The organism is Streptomyces sp. NBC_00328 (assembly GCF_036139655.1).
In the GTDB taxonomy this organism is placed as follows: Bacteria; Actinomycetota; Actinomycetes; order Streptomycetales; family Streptomycetaceae; genus Streptomyces.
In genome coordinates, this window is the sequence record NZ_CP108013.1 from 4,819,584 (window position 1) to 4,843,072 (window position 23,489).

Consider the following 23,489-nt stretch of genomic DNA (forward strand, 5'->3'; position numbering starts at 1 on the left):
GCGCGGGGACGGAGCGGGATGTCCCTGCGCAGGGGTGCTATCCGGCCAGGGCGGCCACGCGGTAGAGCTCCTCGGCCTCGGTGCCGAACACGACGCTGTACGAGACGTCGTCGGTGTCCCCGCCCTGTTCGTGGCCGCCGATGACGCCGACGACCGCCCCGTCCCCGTTCACCCAGGGACTGCCGCTGGTCCCGCCGGCGAAGTCGGGGCAGGCGACGCGCTGCTGCGTGCGGCTCTGCGCGCTGGGCTTGTCGGTGCAGGTGATGGGGCTGTCGAGGGAGCCGGGGTATCCGGTGACGGTGACGGCGGTGGCCCCGGTGGCGCGGTGCGCGGCGAAGGCGTTCGCGCCGCCGACGACGTCCTCGACCTCCTCGCCGTCGCGGGTGCCGAGGACGGCGAAGGCGACGTCGCTGTCCTCGTCCTGGTCCTGCCTCCACCCCTCGGGGAGGAACACGCCCTGGACGTCCCAGAACCCGTACGGCGCCCTGCCGTCCCGGTAGCCGGGCGCGAAGGACAGTTCCGCCTCGCCGTCCAGACAGTGGGCGACCGTGAGGAGGAGGTCCCGTCCCTTGCTGTGCACGACGGAGGCGGTGCAGAAGTGTCCGCCGGCACCACCGCTCGCGGCGCTCCCGTGGAACAGCGCGCCCACCCGGACGCTCCGGCCGTTCTCGGCCGCCCGGACGGTCACGCCGAACGGCCCGGGGCCGTCGTCCGCGGCGGCGATGGAGGAGGACGTCACCGCCAGCAGCACGAGGGCCGCACCGAGCAGGGCGGACCGCCGGATTCCCGGGAGACGGGTGATGCGGATGCTCTTCATCGCCCCTCACCTTGCCGCGAGCGGGTGAGACAAACCTCGGACCAGTCCGAGTATCACCTGTGAAGGCCGACCCCGCCCGGCCACCCGGGCCCGGCCGGGCCCACCGGCCCTACCCGCCCCGGAGCCACCGGGCGCCGCTTCAGTCCCGTGCTTCCCCGGAGTGGCGGCACTCCGCCCACAGCAGCTTCCCGCCCCGCGACGCCCCCAGCTCGCGCAGCACGGAGACCCCCCACGCGTCGGCGCAGGCCCGTACGAGGTGCAGCCCCCGGCCGCGTTCGTCGTCGTGCGTGGGCGGGCCGCCGGAGGGACCCTCCCGGAATCCCGACGGGACGGCCGGATCCGAGTCCCAGACGGCGACCCGCAGTCGGTCCGGTTGCGCCGAGAGAACGCGCAGGGCGTACGGACCGGGCGCGTACAGATGGGCGTTGGTCAGCAGTTCGGAGGCCAACAGCTCGGCGGTCGGCGCCAGTTCGGTGAGCCCGCGGGCCGCGAGCACGGCACGCAGGGTGGCACGGGCGATCCCCGGGGAGCGGGGATCGTGCGGGAGTTGGAGGGTGTAGGACCAGGGCGGGGATACGGTGGCCATGAAAGTCTCCGATCACGGAGGGGAGTTGAATGGTCTCGTGTCGCTAGGTGCCCAGTGACCGCGGCCGCTCCGTCGAGCGGGGTACTTCTGGGCGGGGTCCCAGAAATAAGGTAGCGGCACAAATAAAAGGTCTTACACAGTTTCCGTGAAAGTGATGATCTATCACCCGAGTGGGTGATCTGCTGCGTGAGGAAGGCGGGCCTGACCCGTGCGAAGCAACCCGACGGGTCGTCAACTCCGATTGGGTGCCGAGCTGCGCAAGCTCCGGGAGCGCGCGGGCCTGACCTCCACCCAGGCCGGAAGGCTGCTCGGCGTCCAGCAGAACCAGATCAGCAATGTGGAGGCCGGACGAGCGGGGGTGAGCCCCACGCGGGTACGCACCCTGGCCTGCCACTACGACTGCGGGGACAAGGCTCTCGTCGACGCGCTCAGCCACATGGCGACCGAGCGCGTCCGCGGCTGGTGGGAGGAGTACCGCGAGATCCTGCCGGCCGGGCTGCTGGACCTCGCCGAGCTCGAACACCACGCCGGACGACTGCGCACCGCCGTCACGGCGCACATCCCTGGCCTGTTCCAGACCACGGACTACGCCCGCGAGATCTTCCGCCAGGCAGTACCCGAACTACCGCCGCCCGACATCGAGCACCGGGTGTCGTTCCGGGTGAAGCGGCAAGCCGTCCTCTTCCGCAACCCCCCGACCCCGCACCAGGTGATCATTCACGAGGCCGCCCTGCGCATGATGTTCGCCGGCTCCCGGGTGACTCGGGATCAGCTGACCTACCTGACGGACATGAACGAGCGGGAGCACATCGCGATCCACGTCCTCCCGTTCCAGTCGCCCGTCTTCCCCGGTTCAGGACAGTCGATCTACTACGCCGAAGGCCCCGTGCCGCAGCTCGACACCGTGAACCTCGACCAGTCGCACGGCCCTGTGTTCCTCGACGCCGAGGCCCAACTGCGCAAGTACCGCGTACTGCTCGACCGCATGGAGGCGGCCGCCCTCCCGCCAGAGGAGTCGCAGACGTTCATCCGCAACATCCTCAAGGACCTGTGAAGGAGTCCGTGATGCCCACGCCCGCGTGGCAGAAGTCGTCGTACTGCCCGGAAGGCAACTCCTGCGTCCACGTGACCGGAGAGCGCGCATCCGGCGCGATCCGTCTCACCGAATCCGGCGACCCGAGCGGAGCGATACTCACCGCCGCGCCCGCGGCCTTCCGCTCTCTTCTGGGTGCTCTCAAGGAGGAACGCCCCCGTGACTGACATCCCCTCGGACCTCGACTGGGTGCGCGCCGCCCCGGAGGACGCGACCGGTCCCGGCCCCTGGATCGAAATCGCCTTCGGTGAGGACGACCTGGTCTACATCCGGGAGACCGGCGACCCGGAGAACGTCGTCACCACCACCCGCAGGAAGTGGGACGCGTTCGTCCTGGGGGTCCAGGCGGGCGAGTTCGACCACTTCGTCGAGGGCCTGGAGGACGAACGGCCCCCGGCTCCCACCGAAGGCCGCTCATGAAGCCATAAGGCCATGAGGTCCTGACGTGAGCGCGGCTGCCACGGAAGCGCGCGTCGCCGCCACCAGTGCAATTGCCCTGAAAGAGCTGTGAGTTGAGTCAAGCGGCCGTCAGCCTCCAGCCATCCGGGAGCCATGGGAAGGTCACGCGCCTGCCGCGTTCGGTAAGGCGGAAGTAAGGCTTCCGTAAGCCTCTTGTTGTCGCGTACTCAACAAGGGATGGTCGTCCGCGGGCCGGCTCGGCCCACCGCCGGGGACACCGCACCGGCGGCGCACCCGCACCGCCCCTGTCAACCGCTCCCAGGAGGCTGTCCGTTGCGCACCACACTCCCCCAGAGACCTTCCCCCGCCCGCGGCACCTGGCGCCGGACCGGCGCGGCCGTCCTCGGCGTCGCCGCCCTCGTCCTCGCGGGCCTCGGCGCCGCCGGGACCGCGGACGCCCGTACCGGCGCCGCGAAGGTCACCCCCCACGTCAGCTGGACCAGGGCGTGCGCGACGCCCACCAGGGCCGGCGTCGCCGCCTGCAACGCCAAACGCGTCACCGGCGGCGTCACCGAGTACATGGCGGAGAAGGCCTTCGCCAAGGGCGTCACCCCCAAGGCCGCCGACGCCTCCACACCGTCCGGCTTCGGACCGACGGACCTCCAGGCCGCGTACGGCCTGACCTCCGCGGCCGCCTCCAACGGCTCCGGCGAGACCATCGCCATCGTCGACGCCTACAACGACCCCAACGCCGAGGCCGACCTCGCGACCTACCGCTCCTACTACGGCCTCAGCGCGTGCACCACCGCCAACGGCTGCTTCAAGAAGGTCGGCCAGACCGGCTCGACCACCTCGCTGCCGTCGAGCGACACCGGCTGGGCCGAGGAGATATCCCTCGACCTCGACATGGCGAGCGCCGTCTGCCCGAAGTGCGACATCCTCCTCGTCGAGGCCAAGTCCGCGACCATGGCCAACCTCGGCACCGCCGTCAACGAGGCGGTCACCCTGGGCGCGAAGTACGTCTCCAACAGCTACGGCGGCTCCGAGTCGTCCTCCGACACCTCCTACGACACCTCGTACTTCAAGCACACCGGCGTCGCCATCACCGTCAGTGCGGGCGACTCGGGCTACGGCGCCGAGTACCCGGCCGCCTCGCAGTACGTCACCTCCGTCGGCGGCACCGCGCTGACCAAGGCGGCCTCCACCACCCGCGGCTGGACCGAGTCGGTCTGGAAGACCAGCAGCACCGAGGGCACCGGCTCCGGCTGCTCCTCGTACGACACCAAGCCGAGCTGGCAGACCGACACCGGCTGCTCCAAGCGCACCGTCTCCGACGTCGCGGCCGTCGCCGACCCGGCCACCGGTGTCGCGGTGTACGACTCGTACGGCATCACCGCGGGCTGGTACACGTTCGGCGGCACCAGCGCCTCCGCGCCCGTCATCGCGGGCGTCTACGCCCTCGGCGGCACCCCGTCCAGCGGCTCCTACCCGGCGAAGTTCCCGTACACGAAGGCCGGCACCTCGGCGCTCAACGACGTGACCTCGGGCAACAACGGCACCTGCACCACCAGCTACCTCTGCACCGCCACCACGGGCTACGACGGCCCGACCGGCTGGGGCACCCCGGAGGGTGTCACCGCCTTCACCGGCTGACCTCCGGAGTGCGGGCGGCCGCCGGGAGACGTGGGGTTCCCCGGCACCACCCCGCGAACGGGCCGCGGCAACCAGCCGCGGCCCGTTCCGCGTGTCCACCCCACGCGCACCCGGCGACCCGGGGAACACCGGCGCGACGCACCGTCAGAAGCCTTCCGGCGCGGCCGTGTCCGTTCGAATTCACCCCGCGCCCGAACCGTAGAAGGGGACAACGACAGAACCACGTGCCGGTTCCGCTTCCACTTCATTGCCCGTCGTGACCACCCGTGATACACAGAGTGACGATACGACTCTTCGTACACCGCCATACGCCTCCCTCAAGGGTCCCGCGTACGCCGGTGCCAAGGAATTCGCACGAATCCCGCCAACCAATGACGTCAAGTCGACATACGAAGGCGTCATTGTCGGCGAGAATGGGCCCGACCTCTGCGCACAGTGGCAGGGGGTGCAGAACTACCCACTAGGGGCGGTGACTTACATGCTTTTCGCAGCCGACAAGGGCGACATCAACACAATCATCGGTGGAATCGCCCCGGACTGGGGCCCCTTCGGCAGCCTGGGCAACGAAGCCAAGGTGATGGTCGAGGTGGTGATGGCGGTCGCCATCCTGCTCTGCCTCGGCATCGCGATCTGGGGTGCGGCCAAACAGCGCATCGGCGCTACCGCGCTCAGAGACACCTTCAGCGCCGAACAGGGCAAGGGGCTCATCATCGCCGGGCTCACGGGGGTCTTCATCATCGGATCCCTCGGCACGCTCTTCACCATCGTGTACGGCATGGCCGTGTAGCCCGGCCGGGCCGCGCCACACCCGGCGCGCCGCCAGTACCCGGCCGGGCGCGCCCGGATTCTCGCTCCTCCGATCCATCCGTCCGTCCGTCGTGCCCACCGGCTGAGGTTGCAACTCCCTGATGTCCAGTCACCACACCGCGCCCGCAAGGGAACCAGCACGGCTACCGTCGTACTACGTGGTTCAGCGAGAGATTGAGGGGGCGTACGCGGCATGAGTCTCGGTGACGAACCCGGGTACGGCGACGGCCCGCGCGGCGAGGACGGGGGGTACGGCGGCTCCGGCCAGACCCGCACCCGCCTGCCCGACCGTCCGGGCGACGTCTACGGCGGCGCGCGGCGCGGACGCGGATCCTCCTCGCGGAGCCTGGTCACGGTCGTCGGCGTCGTCGTCCTGCTCATCGCCGCCATCGCCTTCGCGAACCGCGGGGACGACGCGGCCTCGCCCGGCGACAGCAGCGGTGACAAGGCGAAGACATCCCCCACGGCGGCCTCCGGCAACCACCCGGTGACCTCGAAAACGGCCGGAATCCCATCGGGCTTCGCCCACACGCCCGAGGGAGCACAGAGCGCTGCCGCGAACTATGGGGTCTCGCTGGGCTCCACCGGCATGTTCAACGCCGACCAGCGGCACGCGATCGTCGACGCCGTGTACACGCCCGAGGTGGCAGCCGCACGGCAGCCCGACCTGGACTCGGCCTACACGAGCGAGACGTTCCTGACGAACATCGGCCTGGACAAGAACGGCGCCGCGCCGGCCGGCCAGACCTTCATCTCGCGCATCATCCCGGTCGGCACCAAGATCAAGGCTTCCAGCGAGGACAGCGCCACGGTCGAGCTCTGGTACACCTCGCTCTTCGGCCTGTCCGGCGACGGCTCCACCAACCCTGTGTCGGAGAGCTGGTACACGACGACCTACCAGCTGAAGTGGGCCAACGGGGACTGGAAGGTCACCGACTTCACGCAGAAGGACGGGCCCGTCCCTGTCGGACGGGATCAGAAGGCCTCCACCGCGGACGACATGACCAAGGCCGTCGAGGAGTACGGAGGGTTCACGTATGCCCGCTAACAAGCCGCGCCGTATCCTCTCGCTCGCCGCCACGGTGGCAGCGATGCAGTCGGCTGCCGTCCTGCTGGCCACCAGAGCGGTCGCCGCCCCCAGCCCGACTCCCAGCCGCAACCCTTGTGAACTCGTCCGTGGCCCCGCCAAGAAGTACTGCGAAAGCGGCACCAAGGGATCCGGCAAATCAGGTCTCACCACCGATCCTGGTGTCGGGTCCACGCTGGACCCCCTGTCCTCCCTGGCCAACGGCTGCGCCGACGCCGCCTCCTGGACCATCGACAAACTCTCCGCCGCCGTGAACGACACCGCCAACGTCGACTTCACGAACCCCAAGTTCCTCCAGCAGTACGCCGTCGTCTTCGCGGCGTCCACGATCCTCACCCTGCTGCTGTGGCTGCTGGCCGTCACGAAGCGGGCCGTACGAGGTGTCCCCCTCGGCACGGCCCTGTCCGAGGCGATCGGCTTCCTCTGGCTGACCGTGCTGGCCTCGGCGTTCACCCCGCTGATCCTCTACACGGTCGTCTCCGCGACGGACGGCGTGACGGAGGTGCTCGCCAAGACGACGGGCAACCAGACGGACGCGTTCTTCGGGACGTTCTCCGGCGCCCTGGACAAGGGCGGCAACATCGGCGGCGGCCCCATCATGCTCATCGTCGTCTCGATGGTCTCGATCCTGGCCGCCGGAATCCTCTGGCTGGAGCTGGTCATCCGGGCCGCCCTGCTCTACGTGGGCGCCCTGCTCGGCACCGTCGTCTACGCGGGCCTCGTCGACAAGAACCTGTGGGGCCACGTCCGCCGCTGGGCGGGCATCATGATCGCGGTGATCCTGGTGAAGCCGGTCATCGTGATAGTGCTCGGCCTCGCCGGAGCCCTCAGCTCCGACAACGGACCCGACGCGTTCTCCGCCGTCGTCTCCGGGCTCGCCATCATCCTGCTCGCCATCTTCGCCAGCGCGATGATCTACCGCTTCGTACCGGGCTTCGGCGACGAGATCTCCGGCTCCCGCAACAACCGCATCATGCAGGGCGCCGAGAGCAAGGCCGCCGCCGTGATCAGCTCGCCGGCCACCCTGGTCGCGCAGGGCATCAAGACGCACAGCTCGCGCGCCGACAACAACGGCGGCGGAGGCGGCAACAGCCAGCCCCGCCCCGCCAACCCCGCGTCCGGCGGTGTGGCCGCGCACGGCAGCCGTACGCCGAACGGAGGCGGCGGATCCGTCCCCTCCGCCGCACCGCCGCCGCGCAGCAGCCCGGTCAACACCCCGCACGCAAGCAACACCCGCAACAGCAACCGCACGGGAGGTGAAGGGCGTTGACGACCGAGTCCCACCTGTCCCATCCGATCACGCCCCGCCGTACATATCTGATCGGCCGCGCCCGGCCGAACGCGATCGTCGGCCGGAACCGCGAGTCCGGCGAGATCGCGCTCATCATCGGAGGCGCGTTCCTGGGCATGATGTGCGGCCTGCTCGTCCCGGTGCTGTCCCTGCGGATCGTGCTGCTGATGGGCTTCCCGCTGCTCGCGCTCGCGGCGGTGTACATCCCGTACAAACGGCGCACCTTCTACAAGTGGTTCGAGATCAACCGCAGCTACAAGCGGACTCTGCGCCAGGGAACGGCGTACCGCAACCGGGTGATGGAGGCCGGCACCCGCCTCGACGGCAGAGAGATCGAGATCGGGCCGCCGCCCGGTATCGGGCGCATCTCCTGGCTCGCCGCCCCGTTCGGCCCCGACGAGATCGCCGTACTGCTGCACGCCGACCGCCGGACCGTCACGGCCGCCATCGAGATCGAGGGACCGGGCGTCGGTCTGCGCGACAGCGAGGACCAGGAGGCCCTCGTCGACCGCTTCGGCACGCTGCTCAAGCACGTGGCCAACGGCGACGGCTTCGTCACCCGCCTCCAGATGCTCGCCCGCACCCTCCCCGCCGACCCCGACGCCCACGCCAAGGACGTCTCCCAACGCGGCGACGAGCGGGCCCCCGGATGGCTCCAGCAGTCCTACGACCAGCTCCAGTCGATGGTGTCCACGAGCAGCGAGCAGCACCGGGCCTATCTCGTCGCCTGCATGCACTACTCGCGTGAACTGGCCGCCGAGGGCCAGGCCATGGCACGGGCGGCACGGCCGCAGGGCGGACGCAAGGTCGACCGGGACGCCGGACTCGCCGTCGTCATGGCACGCGAGCTGACCGACATCTGCTCCCGGCTCCAGGAAGCCGACATCCGCGTACGGCAGCCGCTCGGCCAGGGACGGCTGGCCTCCCTCGTGCACTCGATGTACGACCCGGACCACCCGATCGACCACATCCAGGCGATGACCAAGCGCAACGCCTGGCCGGCCGAGCTGGACGCCATGGAGCCGACGTACCTCCAGGCGAAGACCCGCGAGTCCTCCACCCGCGCGCCCTGGTGCCACGCCACGGCCTGGGTGAAGGAGTGGCCGATGACCCCCGTGGGCGTCAACTTCCTCGCCCCGCTCCTCGTCCACACCCCCGACGTCATCCGCACGGTCGCCGTGACCATGGACCTCGAACCCACCGAGATCGCCATCGAACGCATGCTGACCGAGAAGACGAACGACGAGGCCGAGGCCAGCCGCGCCGCCAAGATGAACCGCACCGTCGACCCGCGCGACATCGCCTCGCACAACCGCCTCGACCAGCGCGGCGAGGACCTGGCGAGCGGCGCCGCGGGCGTCAACCTCGTCGGCTACATCACCGTGTCCTCCCGTAACCCCGAGGCCCTCGCGCGCGACAAGCGCACCATCCGCGCCTCGGCCGGCAAGTCGTATCTGAAGCTGGAGTGGTGCGACCGCGAGCACCACCGCGCCTTCGTCAACACCCTCCCGTTCGCCACCGGAATCCGCAGGTAGGGGCTGATGCACTGATGCGGGATCCGCTGTCCGCCGCGACGGACGCCTTCACGTCCTTCCTCTTCGGCAAGGTCGAGACGACCCGCCTTCCCGTGCGCACGTCCACGGGCCAGGCGCAGGCGGTCTACCTGCCCACCGCCGCACCGGGTCTCGGCGACTCGGGCGTCATCATCGGCCGCGAGGTGTACTCCGGCAAGGGGTACATCTACGACCCCTTCCAGCTCTACGGGCAGCAGCTCCCGGCCCCGCACTGGCTGGTCCTCGGCGAGTCCGGCAACGGCAAGTCGGCCCTGGAGAAGACGTACGTCCTGCGGCAGCTGCGCTTCCGCGACCGCCAGGTCGTCGTCCTCGACGCCCAGGGCGAGGACGGCGTCGGCGAATGGAACCTCATCGCGCAGGAGCTGGGGATAACTCCCATCCGGCTCGACCCGACGGCCGCCCTGGACATGGGCATCCGGCTCAACCCGCTCGACCCGACGATCACGACGACGGGCCAGCTGGCACTGCTGCGCACCATCATCGAGGTCGCGATGGGGCACAGCCTCGACGAGCGGTCCGGCTTCGCCCTGAAGGTCGCGCACGCCTACGTCAACGAGACCATCGTCGAGCGCCAGCCGGTGCTCACCGACATCGTCGAGCAGCTGCGCCACCCCGAACCGGAGTCGGCCGAGGCGATGAACGTCGCCATAGACGACGTACGGGCCTGGGGCCTGGACGTGGCGCTGGTCCTGGACCGGCTGGTCGACGGTGACCTGAGGGGCATGTTCGACGGCCCGACGACGGTCGGCATCGACCTGGACGCCCCGCTCATCGTCTTCGACCTGTCGCACATCGACCGGAACTCCATCGCCATGCCGATCCTGATGGCGATCGTCGGTGTGTGGCTGGAGCACACCTGGATCCGGCCCGACCGCAAGAAGCGCATCTTCCTGGTGGAGGAGGCGTGGCACATCATCAACAGCCCCTTCGTCGCCCAGCTCTTCCAGCGGCTGCTGAAGTTCGGGCGCCGCCTCGGTCTGTCCTTCGTGGCGGTGGTCCACCATCTGTCGGACGTCGTCGACGGAGCGGCGGCCAAGGAGGCGGCCGCGATCCTGAAGATGGCCTCGACGCGGACCATCTACGCGCAGAAGGCGGACGAGGCCCGTTCGACGGGCCGGGTCCTCGGCCTGCCCCGCTGGGCGGTCGAGATCATCCCGACGCTGACCCCGGGCATCGCCGTCTGGGACGTCAACGGCAACGTCCAGGTGGTCAAACACCTCATCACCGAGACGGAACGCCCGCTGGTCTTCACCGACCGCGCGATGACGCAGTCGTCCGCCGACCTCATCTCCGACGACGCGATGCGCGCCGCCGAGCTGGAGGCCGAGGAACGGGCTGCCGCCTTCATGGAGGAACACCTCAGCGATCTCGACGGCTCCGCCGAGTCCACGGTGGCGTGAGATGAGCCAGTACCCCGACCGGCACGGCGACCGCCACGCCCCCCGGCCCGAGGGGACGGGCGGCATTCCGGACGGCCTGCTGATCGGGGTGCTGGGCTTCCTCCTCGGCATGACCTTGATGGTGTGGTCGGCGACGGGCCTCGCGGGATGGTTCTCCCGCGGCGCCTGGCCGGACGCGATCACCTTCACCCGTACACCCCTGGCCATGCGTCACCTGATCGGCGAGCCGCACGACATCGCCGGCGCCTGGCCCGACACCCCGGCCTCCCAGTTGTCGGGCTACGGCCTCTTCTGGGGCCTGTTCATCGGCCAGTTGATGGTGCTGCTGGTCCTCGCCGTGTTCGTGATGGGGACGATGGCGCGGTGGCGGGCGGGACGAGCGCGAAGACGAGCGCAGGCCAGGGCCGCCGAGGAGTTCGCGGACACGCGTGATCCGGTGGTGCCGCCGGCCAGGACGGAACAGCGGCCGCTGCCGGCAGGGCCCCTGGAGACGGCCCACAGGACAGCCGAGGGCGATCGAGCGGGCACCCCGCCACGGGAACGGTCGGCCGATCATCCGGCCCATCAGGGAAACGGGCATCTGGCCCAGCAAGGGAATGGCCAACTGGCCGCGCAGGCACAAGCGCAAGCACAGGGACTCGCGGCCGCGCAGGCACAAGCACAGGGACAAGTGGCCGCGCAGGCACACGGAACCGAAAGCGGCTGGGACGCCGTCGCCTCCGAGGCCGCACCGGCCCGTCCCGCCACGGCATCCCGTCCCGTCACGGCACCCCAGCGGCAGCCCGCGTGGACGTCCCCGCACGCGGTCGTCCTCGCCTCCGCGGAGACCCGCCACCCCACCGCCGCCCAGGCCGTGCGCGACGCGGAGGGCCCGGCGCTCGTCATCACCTCCGACCCCCGCACCTGGTCGGAGACCAAGGACGCCCGCGCCAAGCTGGGCCCGGTCCTCCTGTACGACCCGGCCCACCTCTGCGACACCCCGGCCCGGCTGCACTGGTCCCCCGCGACAGGCTGCGAGGACAAGGAGACAGCGGCGGCCAGAGCGGTCGCCCTCCTCGCCCCGGTGCGCCCCTCCGCCAAGGCGGACCAGGCGATGGCCGATGTCGCGGAGACACTCATGCGCAGCTATCTGCACGCCGCCGCGGTGGAGGGCAAGGCCTTCCGCCACGTCCACCGCTGGGCCCAGGGCTCGCAGGTGCAGGACGCCGTACGAGCTCTGCGCACGCATCCGAGGGCCGCGTCCGGCGCCGCGGGTGAGCTGGAGGCCGCGCTGGTCTCGCACCCCGAACGCCGGGACATCGCACAGGAGCTGACGGCGCGGGCGCTGTCGGCGCTTGCCACGGTCAACATCCGAGAATCCTGCACTCCGAACCGAAGTGACAGCCTCGCCTTGGATTCCTTCGTCAACGAAGGGGGCACGCTTTATCTGATCGGTGAACCCATCGAGGACCCCAAGGCCGGCCCCGGCGCCATGCCTCTGCTGACGGCCCTCGCCTCAAGCGTGGTCGAGCGTGGCCGGCGCATGGCCGAACGGTCATCCTCCGGTCGGCTCGACCCACCACTCACGCTCGTCCTGGACGACATCGCGGCCGTGGCCCCGCTCCCCCAGCTCCCCGATCTCCTGGCCACGGGCCCGGCTCGCGGCCTGCCGACGCTGGCTCTCCTCCGCTCCCGCGAACAGCTCCGCTCACGCTGGCCTCAGTACGAGCTTCCGGTCTGACCCGGAAACGGACCTGCCCCGATATCGGCCTGATCCCCGCCGGCCGCGCTACCCCCGGGTGATGACGAACTCGAGCTCCAGCTCACCGGTGTCACCCGGCATCGGCGTCGTCTCCCCGGTCGGCAGGAAACCCGCCTTCCGGTAGAACGCCTCGGCACGGCCGTTCTTCTCGTGCACGAACAGCCGCACGCGCTCGAGCCCGGCCTTCCAGGACCACGCGAGAGCGGCGTCGAAGAGCCCCCGGGTCACCCCGGCCCGACTCCCCCGGTACTCGGGCCGCACGTACACCCCCACCAGATGTCCCTGGCTCCGCTCGGGCACCTCCCCGAACACGTCCGGCACGCCGGCCTCTTCGACCAGCACGGTCACGGACCCGGCCCAGACCCCGTCCTCGCCCACGGCCACGATCTGCTGCCTCCCGGTGGCATCGACGGCCGCCCCGGACGCCCGCTCCTGCCAGAAGCCGTCCGACTTGGACACCGCGTCCTCGTAGGTCTCCAGGAACGCGAGGTGCGCGACGGGGTCCCGCAGGGCATCGAGCCTGAGCTCCTTCACCTGCCGCCACTCATCGGAACGTATGGAACGGATCACGAAGGCATGGGAGTTCATGCCGTCACCGTAGTACGCGCGTACGGCCGGGCTCATCTGATATCCACCCTGCCGATCACCGTCGGCCAGGCCACCGTCATGCTCTTCCCTGTACGGCATTGTGAGCCGACCGATCCGATCACGCGCAAGCTCGCCAGGGAGAACACCGCATGGCCAAAGTCCAACTAGAGGAACTCCGCAACGTCATCCACCCCACGGGCAAGTTGGACAGCCGGGCGGAGCACTGGGCCGGACGCCTCTACATGAGGTCCCTCTCCCTGCGTGTGACCCGCCATCTCGTCGACACCCGCATCTCGCCGAACCAGATCACCGTGATCATGGTCTTCGCGGGGATGCTCTCCGGAGTCGCCCTGATCCTGCCGGGCCTCGGTGGCGCCGTTCTCTCCGTCGTCTTCATGCAGCTGTATCTGCTGCTCGACTGTGTGGACGGCGAAGTGGCCCGCTGGCGCCGCCAGTTCAGCCCGCTCGGGGTCTACCTGGACCGCCTCGGCGCCTACCTCGCCGATGCCGCCGTGATGGTGGGCATGGGTATCCGCGCCGCCCAACTCGGCCTCGACCTCTACCTGGTGGCCGGTCTGGCCGCGGCGATCGGCGTCCTGCTCCTGAAGTCGTCCTCCGACCTCGTGCACGTGGCCCGCTCGGACAGCGGCATGGAGAAGGCGACCGACGCTTCCGTCGTCCCGCGCTCCAGCGGTCTCGCGCAGGTCCGCCGGCTGGCCTCGGCCGTGGGTCTCCACCGTCTGGTCAACGGCATCGAGTGCAGCATCCTGCTGCTCGTCACCGCGGTCGTCGACCTGGCGCTCGGCGACCTGACGGCCACGCGGATCGCGACCGTCGCCGTGACGGCGATCGTGTGGCTGCTCGTGCCGGCGCACATCGTCTCGATCGTCGCGTCGTCCCGCCTGAAGTAACCGCGAAGCAGCCGCATCACGGGAAACGAGAAAGGGGGCGGTCTCCTGAGGAGACCGCCCCCTTTCTCACGCACGGGACACACCCTCGCGGGACACACCCTCGTGGGAAATGCCCTCGCGGAGAAATGCCTTCGCGGGAAATGCCCTGGGAACGCAGAAAACCCCCGGACCGGTATCCCCGGTCCGGGGGTTTTCTTCAAAATTTGTTCGGCGGCGTCCTACTCTCCCACAGGGTCCCCCCTGCAGTACCATCGGCGCTGTGAGGCTTAGCTTCCGGGTTCGGAATGTAACCGGGCGTTTCCCTCACGCTATGACCACCGAAACACTATGAAACTGTCAACCGCACCACGCTCTGTGACAAACGTGGGGTTGTTCGTGGTTTCAGAACCAACACAGTGGACGCGAGCAACTGAGGACAAGCCCTCGGCCTATTAGTACCAGTCACCTCCACCCGTTGCCGGGCTTCCAGATCTGGCCTATCAACCCAGTCGTCTACTGGGAGCCTTAACCCCTCAAGGGGTGGGAATACTCATCTCGAAGCAGGCTTCCCGCTTAGATGCTTTCAGCGGTTATCCCTCCCGAACGTAGCCAACCAGCCATGCCCTTGGCAGGACAACTGGCACACCAGAGGTTCGTCCGTCCCGGTCCTCTCGTACTAGGGACAGCCCTTCTCAATATTCCTACGCGCACAGCGGATAGGGACCGAACTGTCTCACGACGTTCTAAACCCAGCTCGCGTACCGCTTTAATGGGCGAACAGCCCAACCCTTGGGACCGACTCCAGCCCCAGGATGCGACGAGCCGACATCGAGGTGCCAAACCATCCCGTCGATATGGACTCTTGGGGAAGATCAGCCTGTTATCCCCGGGGTACCTTTTATCCGTTGAGCGACGGCGCTTCCACAAGCCACCGCCGGATCACTAGTCCCGACTTTCGTCCCTGCTCGACCCGTCGGTCTCACAGTCAAGCTCCCTTGTGCACTTACACTCAACACCTGATTGCCAACCAGGCTGAGGGAACCTTTGGGCGCCTCCGTTACTCTTTAGGAGGCAACCGCCCCAGTTAAACTACCCATCAGACACTGTCCCTGATCCGGATCACGGACCCAGGTTAGACATCCAGCACGACCAGACTGGTATTTCAACGACGACTCCACCTGAACTGGCGTCCAAGCTTCACAGTCTCCCAGCTATCCTACACAAGCCGAACCGAACACCAATATCAAACTGTAGTAAAGGTCCCGGGGTCTTTCCGTCCTGCTGCGCGAAACGAGCATCTTTACTCGTAGTGCAATTTCACCGGGCCTATGGTTGAGACAGTCGAGAAGTCGTTACGCCATTCGTGCAGGTCGGAACTTACCCGACAAGGAATTTCGCTACCTTAGGATGGTTATAGTTACCACCGCCGTTTACTGGCGCTTAAGTTCTCAGCTTCGCCACCCCGAAGAGTGACTAACCGGTCCCCTTAACGTTCCAGCACCGGGCAGGCGTCAGTCCGTATACATCGCCTTACGGCTTCGCACGGACCTGTGTTTTTAGTAAACAGTCGCTTCTCGCTGGTCTCTGCGGCCACCCCCAGCTCACCGAGTAAATCGGATCACCAGTGATGGCCCCCCTTCTCCCGAAGTTACGGGGGCATTTTGCCGAGTTCCTTAACCATAGTTCACCCGAACGCCTCGGTATTCTCTACCTGACCACCTGAGTCGGTTTAGGGTACGGGCCGCCATGAAACTCGCTAGAGGCTTTTCTCGACAGCATAGGATCATCCACTTCACCACAATCGGCTCGGCATCAGGTCTCAGCCTTAATGTGTGACGGATTTGCCTATCACACGGCCTACACCCTTACCCCGGGACAACCACCGCCCGGGATGGACTACCTTCCTGCGTCACCCCATCACTCACCTACTACAGGTCTGGTCCGTCGGCTCCACCACTCCCCTTTGCCCGAAGGCTCCGGGGCGGCTTCACGGACTTAGCATCGCCTGGTTCGATGTTTGACGCTTCACAGCGGGTACCGGAATATCAACCGGTTATCCATCGACTACGCCTGTCGGCCTCGCCTTAGGTCCCGACTTACCCTGGGCAGATCAGCTTGACCCAGGAACCCTTAGTCAATCGGCGCACACGTTTCTCACGTGTGTATCGCTACTCATGCCTGCATTCTCACTCGTGAACCGTCCACCACTGCCTTCCGGCGCGGCTTCACCCGGCACACGACGCTCCCCTACCCATCACAACACCCGTTGGGGCTATACGCTGCAATGACACGACTTCGGCGGTACGCTTGAGCCCCGCTACATTGTCGGCGCGGAATCACTAGACCAGTGAGCTATTACGCACTCTTTCAAGGGTGGCTGCTTCTAAGCCAACCTCCTGGTTGTCTGTGCGACTCCACATCCTTTCCCACTTAGCGTACGCTTAGGGGCCTTAGTCGATGCTCTGGGCTGTTTCCCTCTCGACCATGGAGCTTATCCCCCACAGTCTCACTGCCGCGCTCTCACTTACCGGCATTCGGAGTTTGGCTAAGGTCAGTAACCCGGTAGGGCCCATCGCCTATCCAGTGCTCTACCTCCGGCAAGAAACACACGACGCTGCACCTAAATGCATTTCGGGGAGAACCAGCTATCACGGAGTTTGATTGGCCTTTCACCCCTAACCACAGGTCATCCCCCAGGTTTTCAACCCTGGTGGGTTCGGTCCTCCACGACCTCTTACAGCCGCTTCAACCTGCCCATGGCTAGATCACTCCGCTTCGGGTCTTGAGCGCGCTACTGAATCGCCCTATTCGGACTCGCTTTCGCTACGGCTTCCCCACACGGGTTAACCTCGCAACGCACCGCAAACTCGCAGGCTCATTCTTCAAAAGGCACGCAGTCACGACGCATTGAGTAAACTCAATGCGCGACGCTCCCACGGCTTGTAGGCACACGGTTTCAGGTACTATTTCACTCCGCTCCCGCGGTACTTTTCACCATTCCCTCACGGTACTATCCGCTATCGGTCACCAGGGAATATTTAGGCTTAGCGGGTGGTCCCGCCAGATTCACACGGGATTTCTCGGGCCCCGTGCTACTTGGGTGTCTCTCAAACGAGCCGTTGATGTTTCGACTACGGGGGTCTTACCCTCTACGCCGGACCTTTCGCATGTCCTTCGCCTACATCAACGGTTTCTGACTCGTCTCACAGCCGGCAGACTGTGAAAGAGAGATCCCACAACCCCCCAAGCGCAACCCCTGCCGGGTCTCACACGCTTGAGGTTTGGCCTCATCCGGTTTCGCTCGCCACTACTCCCGGAATCACGGTTGTTTTCTCTTCCTGCGGGTACTGAGATGTTTCACTTCCCCGCGTTCCCTCCACATACCCTATGTGTTCAGGTATGGGTGACAGCCCATGACGACTGCCGGGTTTCCCCATTCGGAAACCCCCGGATCAAAGCCTGGTTGACGGCTCCCCGGGGACTATCGTGGCCTCCCACGTCCTTCATCGGTTCCTGGTGCCAAGGCATCCACCGTGCGCCCTTAAAAACTTGGCCACAGATGCTCGCGTCCACTGTGCAGTTCTCAAACAACGACCAACCACCCGTCACACACCACTTACGCGATGCTTCACCGGGGCCGGCACTGAAGGCAGCCACACGGGCCGTACCTTCAGACACCCAACAGCGTGCCCGACACTCTTACCGCTTCCCTCATTCTTTCCACGCCCCGAAGGGCAGTACCGGAAGGAGAAGACAGTCAAGAGTGCCGAATAATCAACGTTCCACCCATGAGCAACCAGCATCGGACATTCGCCGATGTACTGGCCTCTGACTCGGCGGACCGAGTAAGAAGTGCTCCTTAGAAAGGAGGTGATCCAGCCGCACCTTCCGGTACGGCTACCTTGTTACGACTTCGTCCCAATCGCCAGTCCCACCTTCGACAGCTCCCTCCCACAAGGGGTTGGGCCACCGGCTTCGGGTGTTACCGACTTTCGTGACGTGACGGGCGGTGTGTACAAGGCCCGGGAACGTATTCACCGCAGCAATGCTGATCTGCGATTACTAGCAACTCCGACTTCATGGGGTCGAGTTGCAGACCCCAATCCGAACTGAGACAGGCTTTTTGAGATTCGCTCCGCCTCACGGCTTCGCAGCTCTTTGTACCTGCCATTGTAGCACGTGTGCAGCCCAAGACATAAGGGGCATGATGACTTGACGTCGTCCCCACCTTCCTCCGAGTTGACCCCGGCAGTCTCCTGTGAGTCCCCATCACCCCGAAGGGCATGCTGGCAACACAGAACAAGGGTTGCGCTCGTTGCGGGACTTAACCCAACATCTCACGACACGAGCTGACGACAGCCATGCACCACCTGTACACCGACCACAAGGGGGGCACTATCTCTAATGCTTTCCGGTGTATGTCAAGCCTTGGTAAGGTTCTTCGCGTTGCGTCGAATTAAGCCACATGCTCCGCTGCTTGTGCGGGCCCCCGTCAATTCCTTTGAGTTTTAGCCTTGCGGCCGTACTCCCCAGGCGGGGAACTTAATGCGTTAGCTGCGGCACCGACGACGTGGAATGTCGCCAACACCTAGTTCCCACCGTTTACGGCGTGGACTACCAGGGTATCTAATCCTGTTCGCTCCCCACGCTTTCGCTCCTCAGCGTCAGTAATGGCCCAGAGATCCGCCTTCGCCACCGGTGTTCCTCCTGATATCTGCGCATTTCACCGCTACACCAGGAATTCCGATCTCCCCTACCACACTCTAGCTAGCCCGTATCGAATGCAGACCCGGGGTTAAGCCCCGGGCTTTCACACCCGACGTGACAAGCCGCCTACGAGCTCTTTACGCCCAATAATTCCGGACAACGCTTGCGCCCTACGTATTACCGCGGCTGCTGGCACGTAGTTAGCCGGCGCTTCTTCTGCAGGTACCGTCACTCTCGCTTCTTCCCTGCTGAAAGAGGTTTACAACCCGAAGGCCGTCATCCCTCACGCGGCGTCGCTGCATCAGGCTTTCGCCCATTGTGCAATATTCCCCACTGCTGCCTCCCGTAGGAGTCTGGGCCGTGTCTCAGTCCCAGTGTGGCCGGTCGCCCTCTCAGGCCGGCTACCCGTCGTCGCCTTGGTGAGCCACTACCTCACCAACAAGCTGATAGGCCGCGGGCTCATCCTTCACCGCCGGAGCTTTTAACCCCCACCCATGCGGGCAGGAGTGTTATCCGGTATTAGACCCCGTTTCCAGGGCTTGTCCCAGAGTGAAGGGCAGATTGCCCACGTGTTACTCACCCGTTCGCCACTAATCCACCCCGAAGGGCTTCATCGTTCGACTTGCATGTGTTAAGCACGCCGCCAGCGTTCGTCCTGAGCCAGGATCAAACTCTCCGTGAATGTTTTCCCGTAATCGGGACGACACCACGAGAGCGGAACAACCGGTCGGAATAGGACCGGCGTTCACAGCGTCCTCGCTGATGCGCCTGCCGGAACAATGCCCGGCAGGACTTTTTCAAAGGAACCTCGTCCCGACCGAACGGCCGGAGACGGGGTATCAACAAATCTGGCGTTGATTTTTGGCACGCTGTTGAGTTCTCAAGGAACGGACGCTTCCTTTGTACTCACCCTCTCGGGCTTTCCTCCGGGCGCTTCCCTTCGGTCTTGCGTTTCCGACTCTATCAGACCGTTTCCGTATCCGATTTCCTCGGCGCTTTCCAGGTTTCCGCTTGCGCGTTTCCCTTTCCGGCGGGTCCGACTCTATCAGAACCTTTCGGGCCTGACCCCCAGTCAGCGGGGCTTGTCTTCCCGGCCGTTGGGCCGTTCCGACGTCTCAAACTTTAGCGGATCTTCCCGGCAGTTCCTAATCGGGCCGCCGGGCCCCAATCGAATTGAATTCGGACACGCCGAATTCACCCCGGCTGGGAGATCGTGCTGGTGGTTTGATTGCCGCATCAGCGGCGGAGGCGCCGTCGCGGAACCGTTCCGGCTCCGTGACAACTCGAAGGACTCTACGGATCCGCCAGGGTGGTGTCAACCTCCCCTGTCAAGATCTTTTAGGGCGCTCCGGAAGCCGCGGGCCAGCGGTGACAGCTCGGCCCACCGGATCAGGAAGCCGGCGGATCCCGTCGCGGTTCGCGGACGCGTGCCGACGGCGCACCTCGGCGCCGACTGTCCCGTGACCCACGAGGCTGAGGGTCATGCTGTATCAGGGTCGGTACCGATGGCGCCGGCCGAGCGAAGCGAACGCCCGAGGTCTCCGGTGAGGATGCGGGGGTGTCGCCGCCACCACCACAGCTCGGGTCCGGGCAGTCCGTGGAACTGGTCGAGTGCTTGGCCGTCGTCATCGACGGTCGCGGCCTTGTACCGGTCGTCCAGGGCTTTGATCTGCGGAGTCCAGATCTGGACGATGTGTTCGTCCAGCAGGAGCCACGCCTCGTGCAACCAGTTTCGGCAGTAGAGGTCTGGTGTACTCGTAGATGTCGTCGCCGTAGCCGCACTCGATGCCGTTCACCAGGGCGGCCCACGCGTTCACCCGTTCAGCGACCGTGAAAGCCGTTCGCCAGCCGCGCTGGTGCAACAGCTCTCCCACCTGGGTGTCAGTAGCCACGGGCGCGAGGCTCTCATGCCGAATCCGTCCGGGCGACCGAGATAGGCCTCGGCAGAGGCTGCGGGCCTGCCGCTTACCGGTCCGCAAACCCGCTAGTGCTGTGACCGCATGGGTTCGCCGGGTCGGTGGTCGTTTGTTCGCCCTGGGAGCGATCCGTGCTTCTGGGTGGCGGTGCCACCCAGAAGAAATGAGATTGCCTCGGGGCCAGAGCTCACGTTGGCTGGGCAGTATGGCTGAACTGCGTACCGATCGCCTTGTCCTGCGCCGATGGCGTGACTCCGACCTTGCCCCGTGGGCGGCGATGAATGCCGATCCCGAGGTTCGGGAGCACTTGGGCGACCTGCTTACCCGCGAACAGAGCGATGCGTCCGTGGCACAGTTCCAGGCCGAGTTCGACCAGCGGGGCTTCGGGTGGTGGGCGGTTGAGGTGCAGGTCACGGGCGAGTTCATCGGCTTCGCAGGCTTGGACGAAGTGGACGACGACGTGCCCTTCACGGGAGTGGAGATCGGCTGGCGGCTCACCCGCTCGGCCTGGGGCCGGGGCTACGCTACCGAGGCTGCGCTGACAGTCCTGGCCCACGGCTTCGACACTCTTGAGCTTCCCGAGATCCTCGCGGTCACAACAGCCACCAACGTCCGTTCACAAGCGGTGATGCACCGGATCGGCATGACCCGGGACCCGGCCGACGACTTCGACGACCCGACCGCGTCCGGACCACTGCGTCCGAACGTGCTCTACCGCATCGCCCGTAGTGCAACGAGCTGATGGTCCAGGATGATGCAGGTCGGTGCGCCGTCCGGTCGGGCGGCGCAGATCGACTTCAGCGCGGCCAAGCTGTTGGCGGTGCCCTTGCGCCGACGGTTGACGCCCCACAATCGGTCGTCGCCGACGGAATAGCAGCGACAAGCTGCTGCAGATCCTGCGCTTCGGCTGCTCCTACGGGGCGATCGCGGACACGACCTGTTCCGGCCACACGGTCCGAAGGCGCCGCGACGAGTGGATACGCCTGGGCTTTTTCGCCCGGCTGAAGCAGATCGCGCTGGAGGCCTACGCCCGCATCGTCGGTCTCTCGATGCCGGCTACGACTCCGCCGGCACCCGTGCAGAACTGGACCACTCACCGCTGGGACGACCGCCCACGCCACCGCCGATGACTCATCGCTCCCCTTCCCGCGGCCCTTCGTCTGTCTGCTGCCCGGCGTCCAGATCGTCGGCGTAGTGCTCGATCGCGCGCCGGTAGTCCTGCACCCGGCGGTCGCTACTGGTGGCGGCCACCGTCTTCAGCAGTAGCCGCACCGCCTCGCGGTGTTCACCGTCGTTGTACAGCGCCATGGCCAGGAAAGCCTGCAGCGCCGGATCATCCGGGAACTCCTCAAGTGCATGCCGCAGGGTCTGCACGGCCGCCCCGTAGGAGCCCAGGACCCGATGAGTGCTTCCCAGCCCGAGGAAAGCCCCGTGCCGATCTTCTGGAGACAGTCCCGCACCACCCAGGGCCCGCTCGTAGAACGGAACGGCCTCGGTCTCCAGGCCGAGGACATCGTGCGCCCAGGCGGTCTGATAGGCGATTTCGGCATCCTTCGGATACCGCTCGGCCAGCTCCATCAATTGTTCCCGGGCCTGCCCAATCCGGCCCTGCTCCCGCAGCTGCACGGCTCGCGCCAGCGCCGCATCCCTCTCGTGATCACCGCTCATGGCACCCCACGCTGACACCGTCCGTTAAAGATCTCCTGGAAACAGGAGGCCACCAGGTCGCGGTCCACCGTCATGGTGTCGCGATCCCAGCGGGGGCAACCCCAGGTGGTCACAGATCAGCTGGATCAACTGCTCCTCGTAGGACTCGTTCTGATGGTCCGGTCCGGCCGCCTCCTGTCACAGCCGAACCGCGATCAATCGCGAAGCCGTAAGCAGAGCAAGCAGCTGTACGCATATGGCGGGCTGCTCTGCAAGCCGTAGTCGGCGTCGGGGTTCAGCCGCCGACCCGCTCCACCGGAATCCATACCTCCGCGTCCGCGTGCGTACCGTCCTCGGACACCCGCGTGCGCGAGAGCGACGGACCTGGCCGGCTCCGGTACGGGTTCGACGGGAACCACTGCGTGTACACGTCTCGCCAGAGGTACTGCACCGCCAGCGGGAACTGGCCCGAGGACTCGAACACCGCCCACGTCCCCGGTTCGACGTCGAGGCTGTCCGAAGCGCCGGGCACTTCCGCATCGCTCACCACCCCTTGGAAGTAGCCGATTTCGGTGCCCTCCGCGTCGTCCGCGGAGTGGTTGCTGACAGCGGCCACGACACCGCCGGGCTCCCCGTCCGCGCACTCCTCCCAGCGCCCCAGCGTCTCCCTGCCGATGCTCTTGACGAACTCCACGATGGCCGGGTTCATCCCCTCGTAGACCAGCGGGACCTGTGTCCCCCTGCCCACGAGCCTGAACCCGTCCTTCTCCACTACCCGGTACCGCATGCTGGTGCTCCCTTCCACGATCAGCCGGAAGGACATCCGCGGCTGGGACTGCAGCGCCGCTCCTGTCCGCCGCGCCTCGCCGGGACCGACCCCGTGCACGGCGCGAAAGGCACGCGCGAACGCCTCGCCCGAGCTGTACCCGTACCGCACCGCGACATCGAGCAACGTCCGCTCCCCGGCGAGCACTTCGGCCCCGGAGAGCGTCAGCCGCCTGCGGCGGACGTACTCGGAGAGCGGGATGCCCGCCAGCGCGGAGAACATCCGCCGGAAGTGGTACTCCGACGTCATGGCGATACGGGCCAGCTCGGCCGCGTCGATGGGCTCATCGAGGTGGTCCTCGATGTAGTCCATGGCCTCATTCAGCCGCTCCAGCACTCCTGGCCGTCCTTCCCTTACTGATCCCCACGCTAGGGAAGTCCCACTGGGCCGGACCCGACATCCTGTGCCCGGTCCGGTCGGGTCAGCTCGCCGCCTGCTCATCCCGCGTGTCCTGATCACGCAGCGCC

Annotated in this window: 18 protein-coding genes, 3 rRNA genes and 1 pseudogene; 13 read left to right on the forward strand and 9 right to left on the reverse strand. The window is 66.6% G+C overall.

All coding sequences use genetic code 11. The features are described from left to right. Window positions 1-37: 37 nt before the first annotated feature. Window positions 38-817 carry a trypsin-like serine peptidase gene (locus OG485_RS21070; protein ID WP_328669896.1) on the reverse strand — a complete coding sequence of 260 codons (780 nt, stop codon included), beginning with the start codon at window positions 815-817 and terminating at the stop codon, window positions 38-40. A 139-nt stretch (window positions 818-956) separates the two neighbouring features. After that, window positions 957-1,403: an ATP-binding protein gene (locus tag OG485_RS21075; RefSeq protein WP_328669898.1), complete on the reverse strand. Its 447-nt coding sequence runs from the start codon at window positions 1,401-1,403 to the stop codon at window positions 957-959. Between the two features lie 208 nt (window positions 1,404-1,611). Here OG485_RS21075 and OG485_RS21080 point away from each other — a divergent pair, with 208 nt between their 5' ends. From OG485_RS21080 to OG485_RS21125, 10 genes are all read left to right on the forward strand, one after another. After that, complete coding sequence (locus OG485_RS21080; protein ID WP_328669900.1) at window positions 1,612-2,457, forward strand: helix-turn-helix domain-containing protein; 846 nt, start codon at window positions 1,612-1,614, stop codon at window positions 2,455-2,457. A gap of 11 nt (window positions 2,458-2,468) precedes the next feature. After that, complete coding sequence (locus tag OG485_RS21085; RefSeq protein WP_328669901.1) at window positions 2,469-2,663, forward strand: DUF397 domain-containing protein; 195 nt, start codon at window positions 2,469-2,471, stop codon at window positions 2,661-2,663. Beyond that, window positions 2,656-2,916, forward strand: a complete 261-nt coding sequence (locus tag OG485_RS21090) for a DUF397 domain-containing protein (RefSeq protein ID WP_328669903.1) — start codon at window positions 2,656-2,658, stop codon at window positions 2,914-2,916. Before OG485_RS21085 ends, OG485_RS21090 begins: the two co-directional genes overlap by 8 nt. A gap of 312 nt (window positions 2,917-3,228) precedes the next feature. Further along, window positions 3,229-4,548: a S53 family peptidase gene (locus tag OG485_RS21095; RefSeq protein ID WP_328669904.1), complete on the forward strand. Its 1,320-nt coding sequence runs from the start codon at window positions 3,229-3,231 to the stop codon at window positions 4,546-4,548. A gap of 478 nt (window positions 4,549-5,026) precedes the next feature. Next, entirely contained in the window at window positions 5,027-5,335 is a 309-nt protein-coding gene (locus tag OG485_RS21100) for a hypothetical protein (protein WP_037622434.1), read from the forward strand. A 213-nt stretch (window positions 5,336-5,548) separates the two neighbouring features. Next, window positions 5,549-6,403: a hypothetical protein gene (locus tag OG485_RS21105; RefSeq protein ID WP_328669906.1), complete on the forward strand. Its 855-nt coding sequence runs from the start codon at window positions 5,549-5,551 to the stop codon at window positions 6,401-6,403. Continuing rightward, window positions 6,393-7,712, forward strand: a complete 1,320-nt coding sequence (locus OG485_RS21110; RefSeq protein ID WP_328669908.1) for a hypothetical protein — start codon at window positions 6,393-6,395, stop codon at window positions 7,710-7,712. The genes OG485_RS21105 and OG485_RS21110 overlap by 11 nt, the downstream gene beginning before the upstream one ends. Then, window positions 7,709-9,268 (forward strand): SCO6880 family protein, encoded by a 1,560-nt coding sequence (locus tag OG485_RS21115; protein WP_328669910.1) that lies wholly within the window; start codon window positions 7,709-7,711, stop codon window positions 9,266-9,268. The genes OG485_RS21110 and OG485_RS21115 overlap by 4 nt, the downstream gene beginning before the upstream one ends. Window positions 9,269-9,282: 14 nt before the next feature. Further along, window positions 9,283-10,707, forward strand: coding sequence for an ATP-binding protein (locus tag OG485_RS21120; protein ID WP_328669911.1), 1,425 nt, complete (start codon window positions 9,283-9,285; stop codon window positions 10,705-10,707). A 1-nt stretch (window position 10,708) separates the two neighbouring features. Next, complete coding sequence (locus OG485_RS21125; RefSeq protein WP_328669913.1) at window positions 10,709-12,427, forward strand: type IV secretory system conjugative DNA transfer family protein; 1,719 nt, start codon at window positions 10,709-10,711, stop codon at window positions 12,425-12,427. A gap of 48 nt (window positions 12,428-12,475) precedes the next feature. Here the strand turns inward: OG485_RS21125 and OG485_RS21130 are convergent, their stop codons facing one another. After that, window positions 12,476-13,036, reverse strand: a complete 561-nt coding sequence (locus OG485_RS21130; RefSeq protein ID WP_328669914.1) for a GNAT family N-acetyltransferase — start codon at window positions 13,034-13,036, stop codon at window positions 12,476-12,478. Window positions 13,037-13,185: 149 nt separating this feature from the next. Here OG485_RS21130 and OG485_RS21135 point away from each other — a divergent pair, with 149 nt between their 5' ends. Continuing rightward, on the forward strand, window positions 13,186-13,947 hold the full coding sequence (locus OG485_RS21135) for a CDP-alcohol phosphatidyltransferase family protein (protein WP_328669915.1): 762 nt from the start codon (window positions 13,186-13,188) through the stop codon (window positions 13,945-13,947). A 205-nt stretch (window positions 13,948-14,152) separates the two neighbouring features. On the opposite strand, the gene rrf is transcribed toward OG485_RS21135, so the two are convergent. The 4 genes from rrf to OG485_RS21155 all read right to left on the reverse strand — a co-directional run bounded on the left by rrf (window position 14,153) and on the right by OG485_RS21155 (window position 20,359). Next, window positions 14,153-14,269 (reverse strand): 5S ribosomal RNA (gene rrf, locus OG485_RS21140). Between the two features lie 89 nt (window positions 14,270-14,358). Then, window positions 14,359-17,481: ribosomal RNA gene (locus OG485_RS21145) — 23S ribosomal RNA — on the reverse strand. 308 nt (window positions 17,482-17,789) lie between these two features. Then, window positions 17,790-19,315, reverse strand: a 16S ribosomal RNA gene (locus OG485_RS21150). Together the 16S, 23S and 5S rRNA genes form the textbook arrangement of a ribosomal RNA operon. 798 nt (window positions 19,316-20,113) lie before the next feature. Beyond that, the gene (locus tag OG485_RS21155; protein WP_328669916.1) at window positions 20,114-20,359 is read right to left on the reverse strand and encodes a hypothetical protein; all 246 of its coding nucleotides are present in this window, start codon (window positions 20,357-20,359) and stop codon (window positions 20,114-20,116) included. A gap of 395 nt (window positions 20,360-20,754) precedes the next feature. Here OG485_RS21155 and OG485_RS21160 point away from each other — a divergent pair, with 395 nt between their 5' ends. Further along, the gene (locus OG485_RS21160) at window positions 20,755-21,291 is read left to right on the forward strand and encodes a GNAT family N-acetyltransferase (RefSeq protein WP_328669917.1); all 537 of its coding nucleotides are present in this window, start codon (window positions 20,755-20,757) and stop codon (window positions 21,289-21,291) included. 136 nt (window positions 21,292-21,427) lie between these two features. After that, window positions 21,428-21,595: pseudogene (locus tag OG485_RS21170) on the forward strand (IS5/IS1182 family transposase); the annotation flags it as partial. An 85-nt stretch (window positions 21,596-21,680) separates the two neighbouring features. Here the strand turns inward: OG485_RS21170 and OG485_RS21175 are convergent. Both OG485_RS21175 and OG485_RS21180 read right to left on the reverse strand, forming a co-directional pair. Continuing rightward, a complete protein-coding gene (locus OG485_RS21175; protein ID WP_328669918.1) occupies window positions 21,681-22,217 on the reverse strand; it encodes a tetratricopeptide repeat protein in 537 nt (178 codons plus the stop codon). Between the two features lie 274 nt (window positions 22,218-22,491). Beyond that, window positions 22,492-23,358: a helix-turn-helix domain-containing protein gene (locus tag OG485_RS21180; RefSeq protein ID WP_328669920.1), complete on the reverse strand. Its 867-nt coding sequence runs from the start codon at window positions 23,356-23,358 to the stop codon at window positions 22,492-22,494. Window positions 23,359-23,489: the final 131 nt, after the last annotated feature.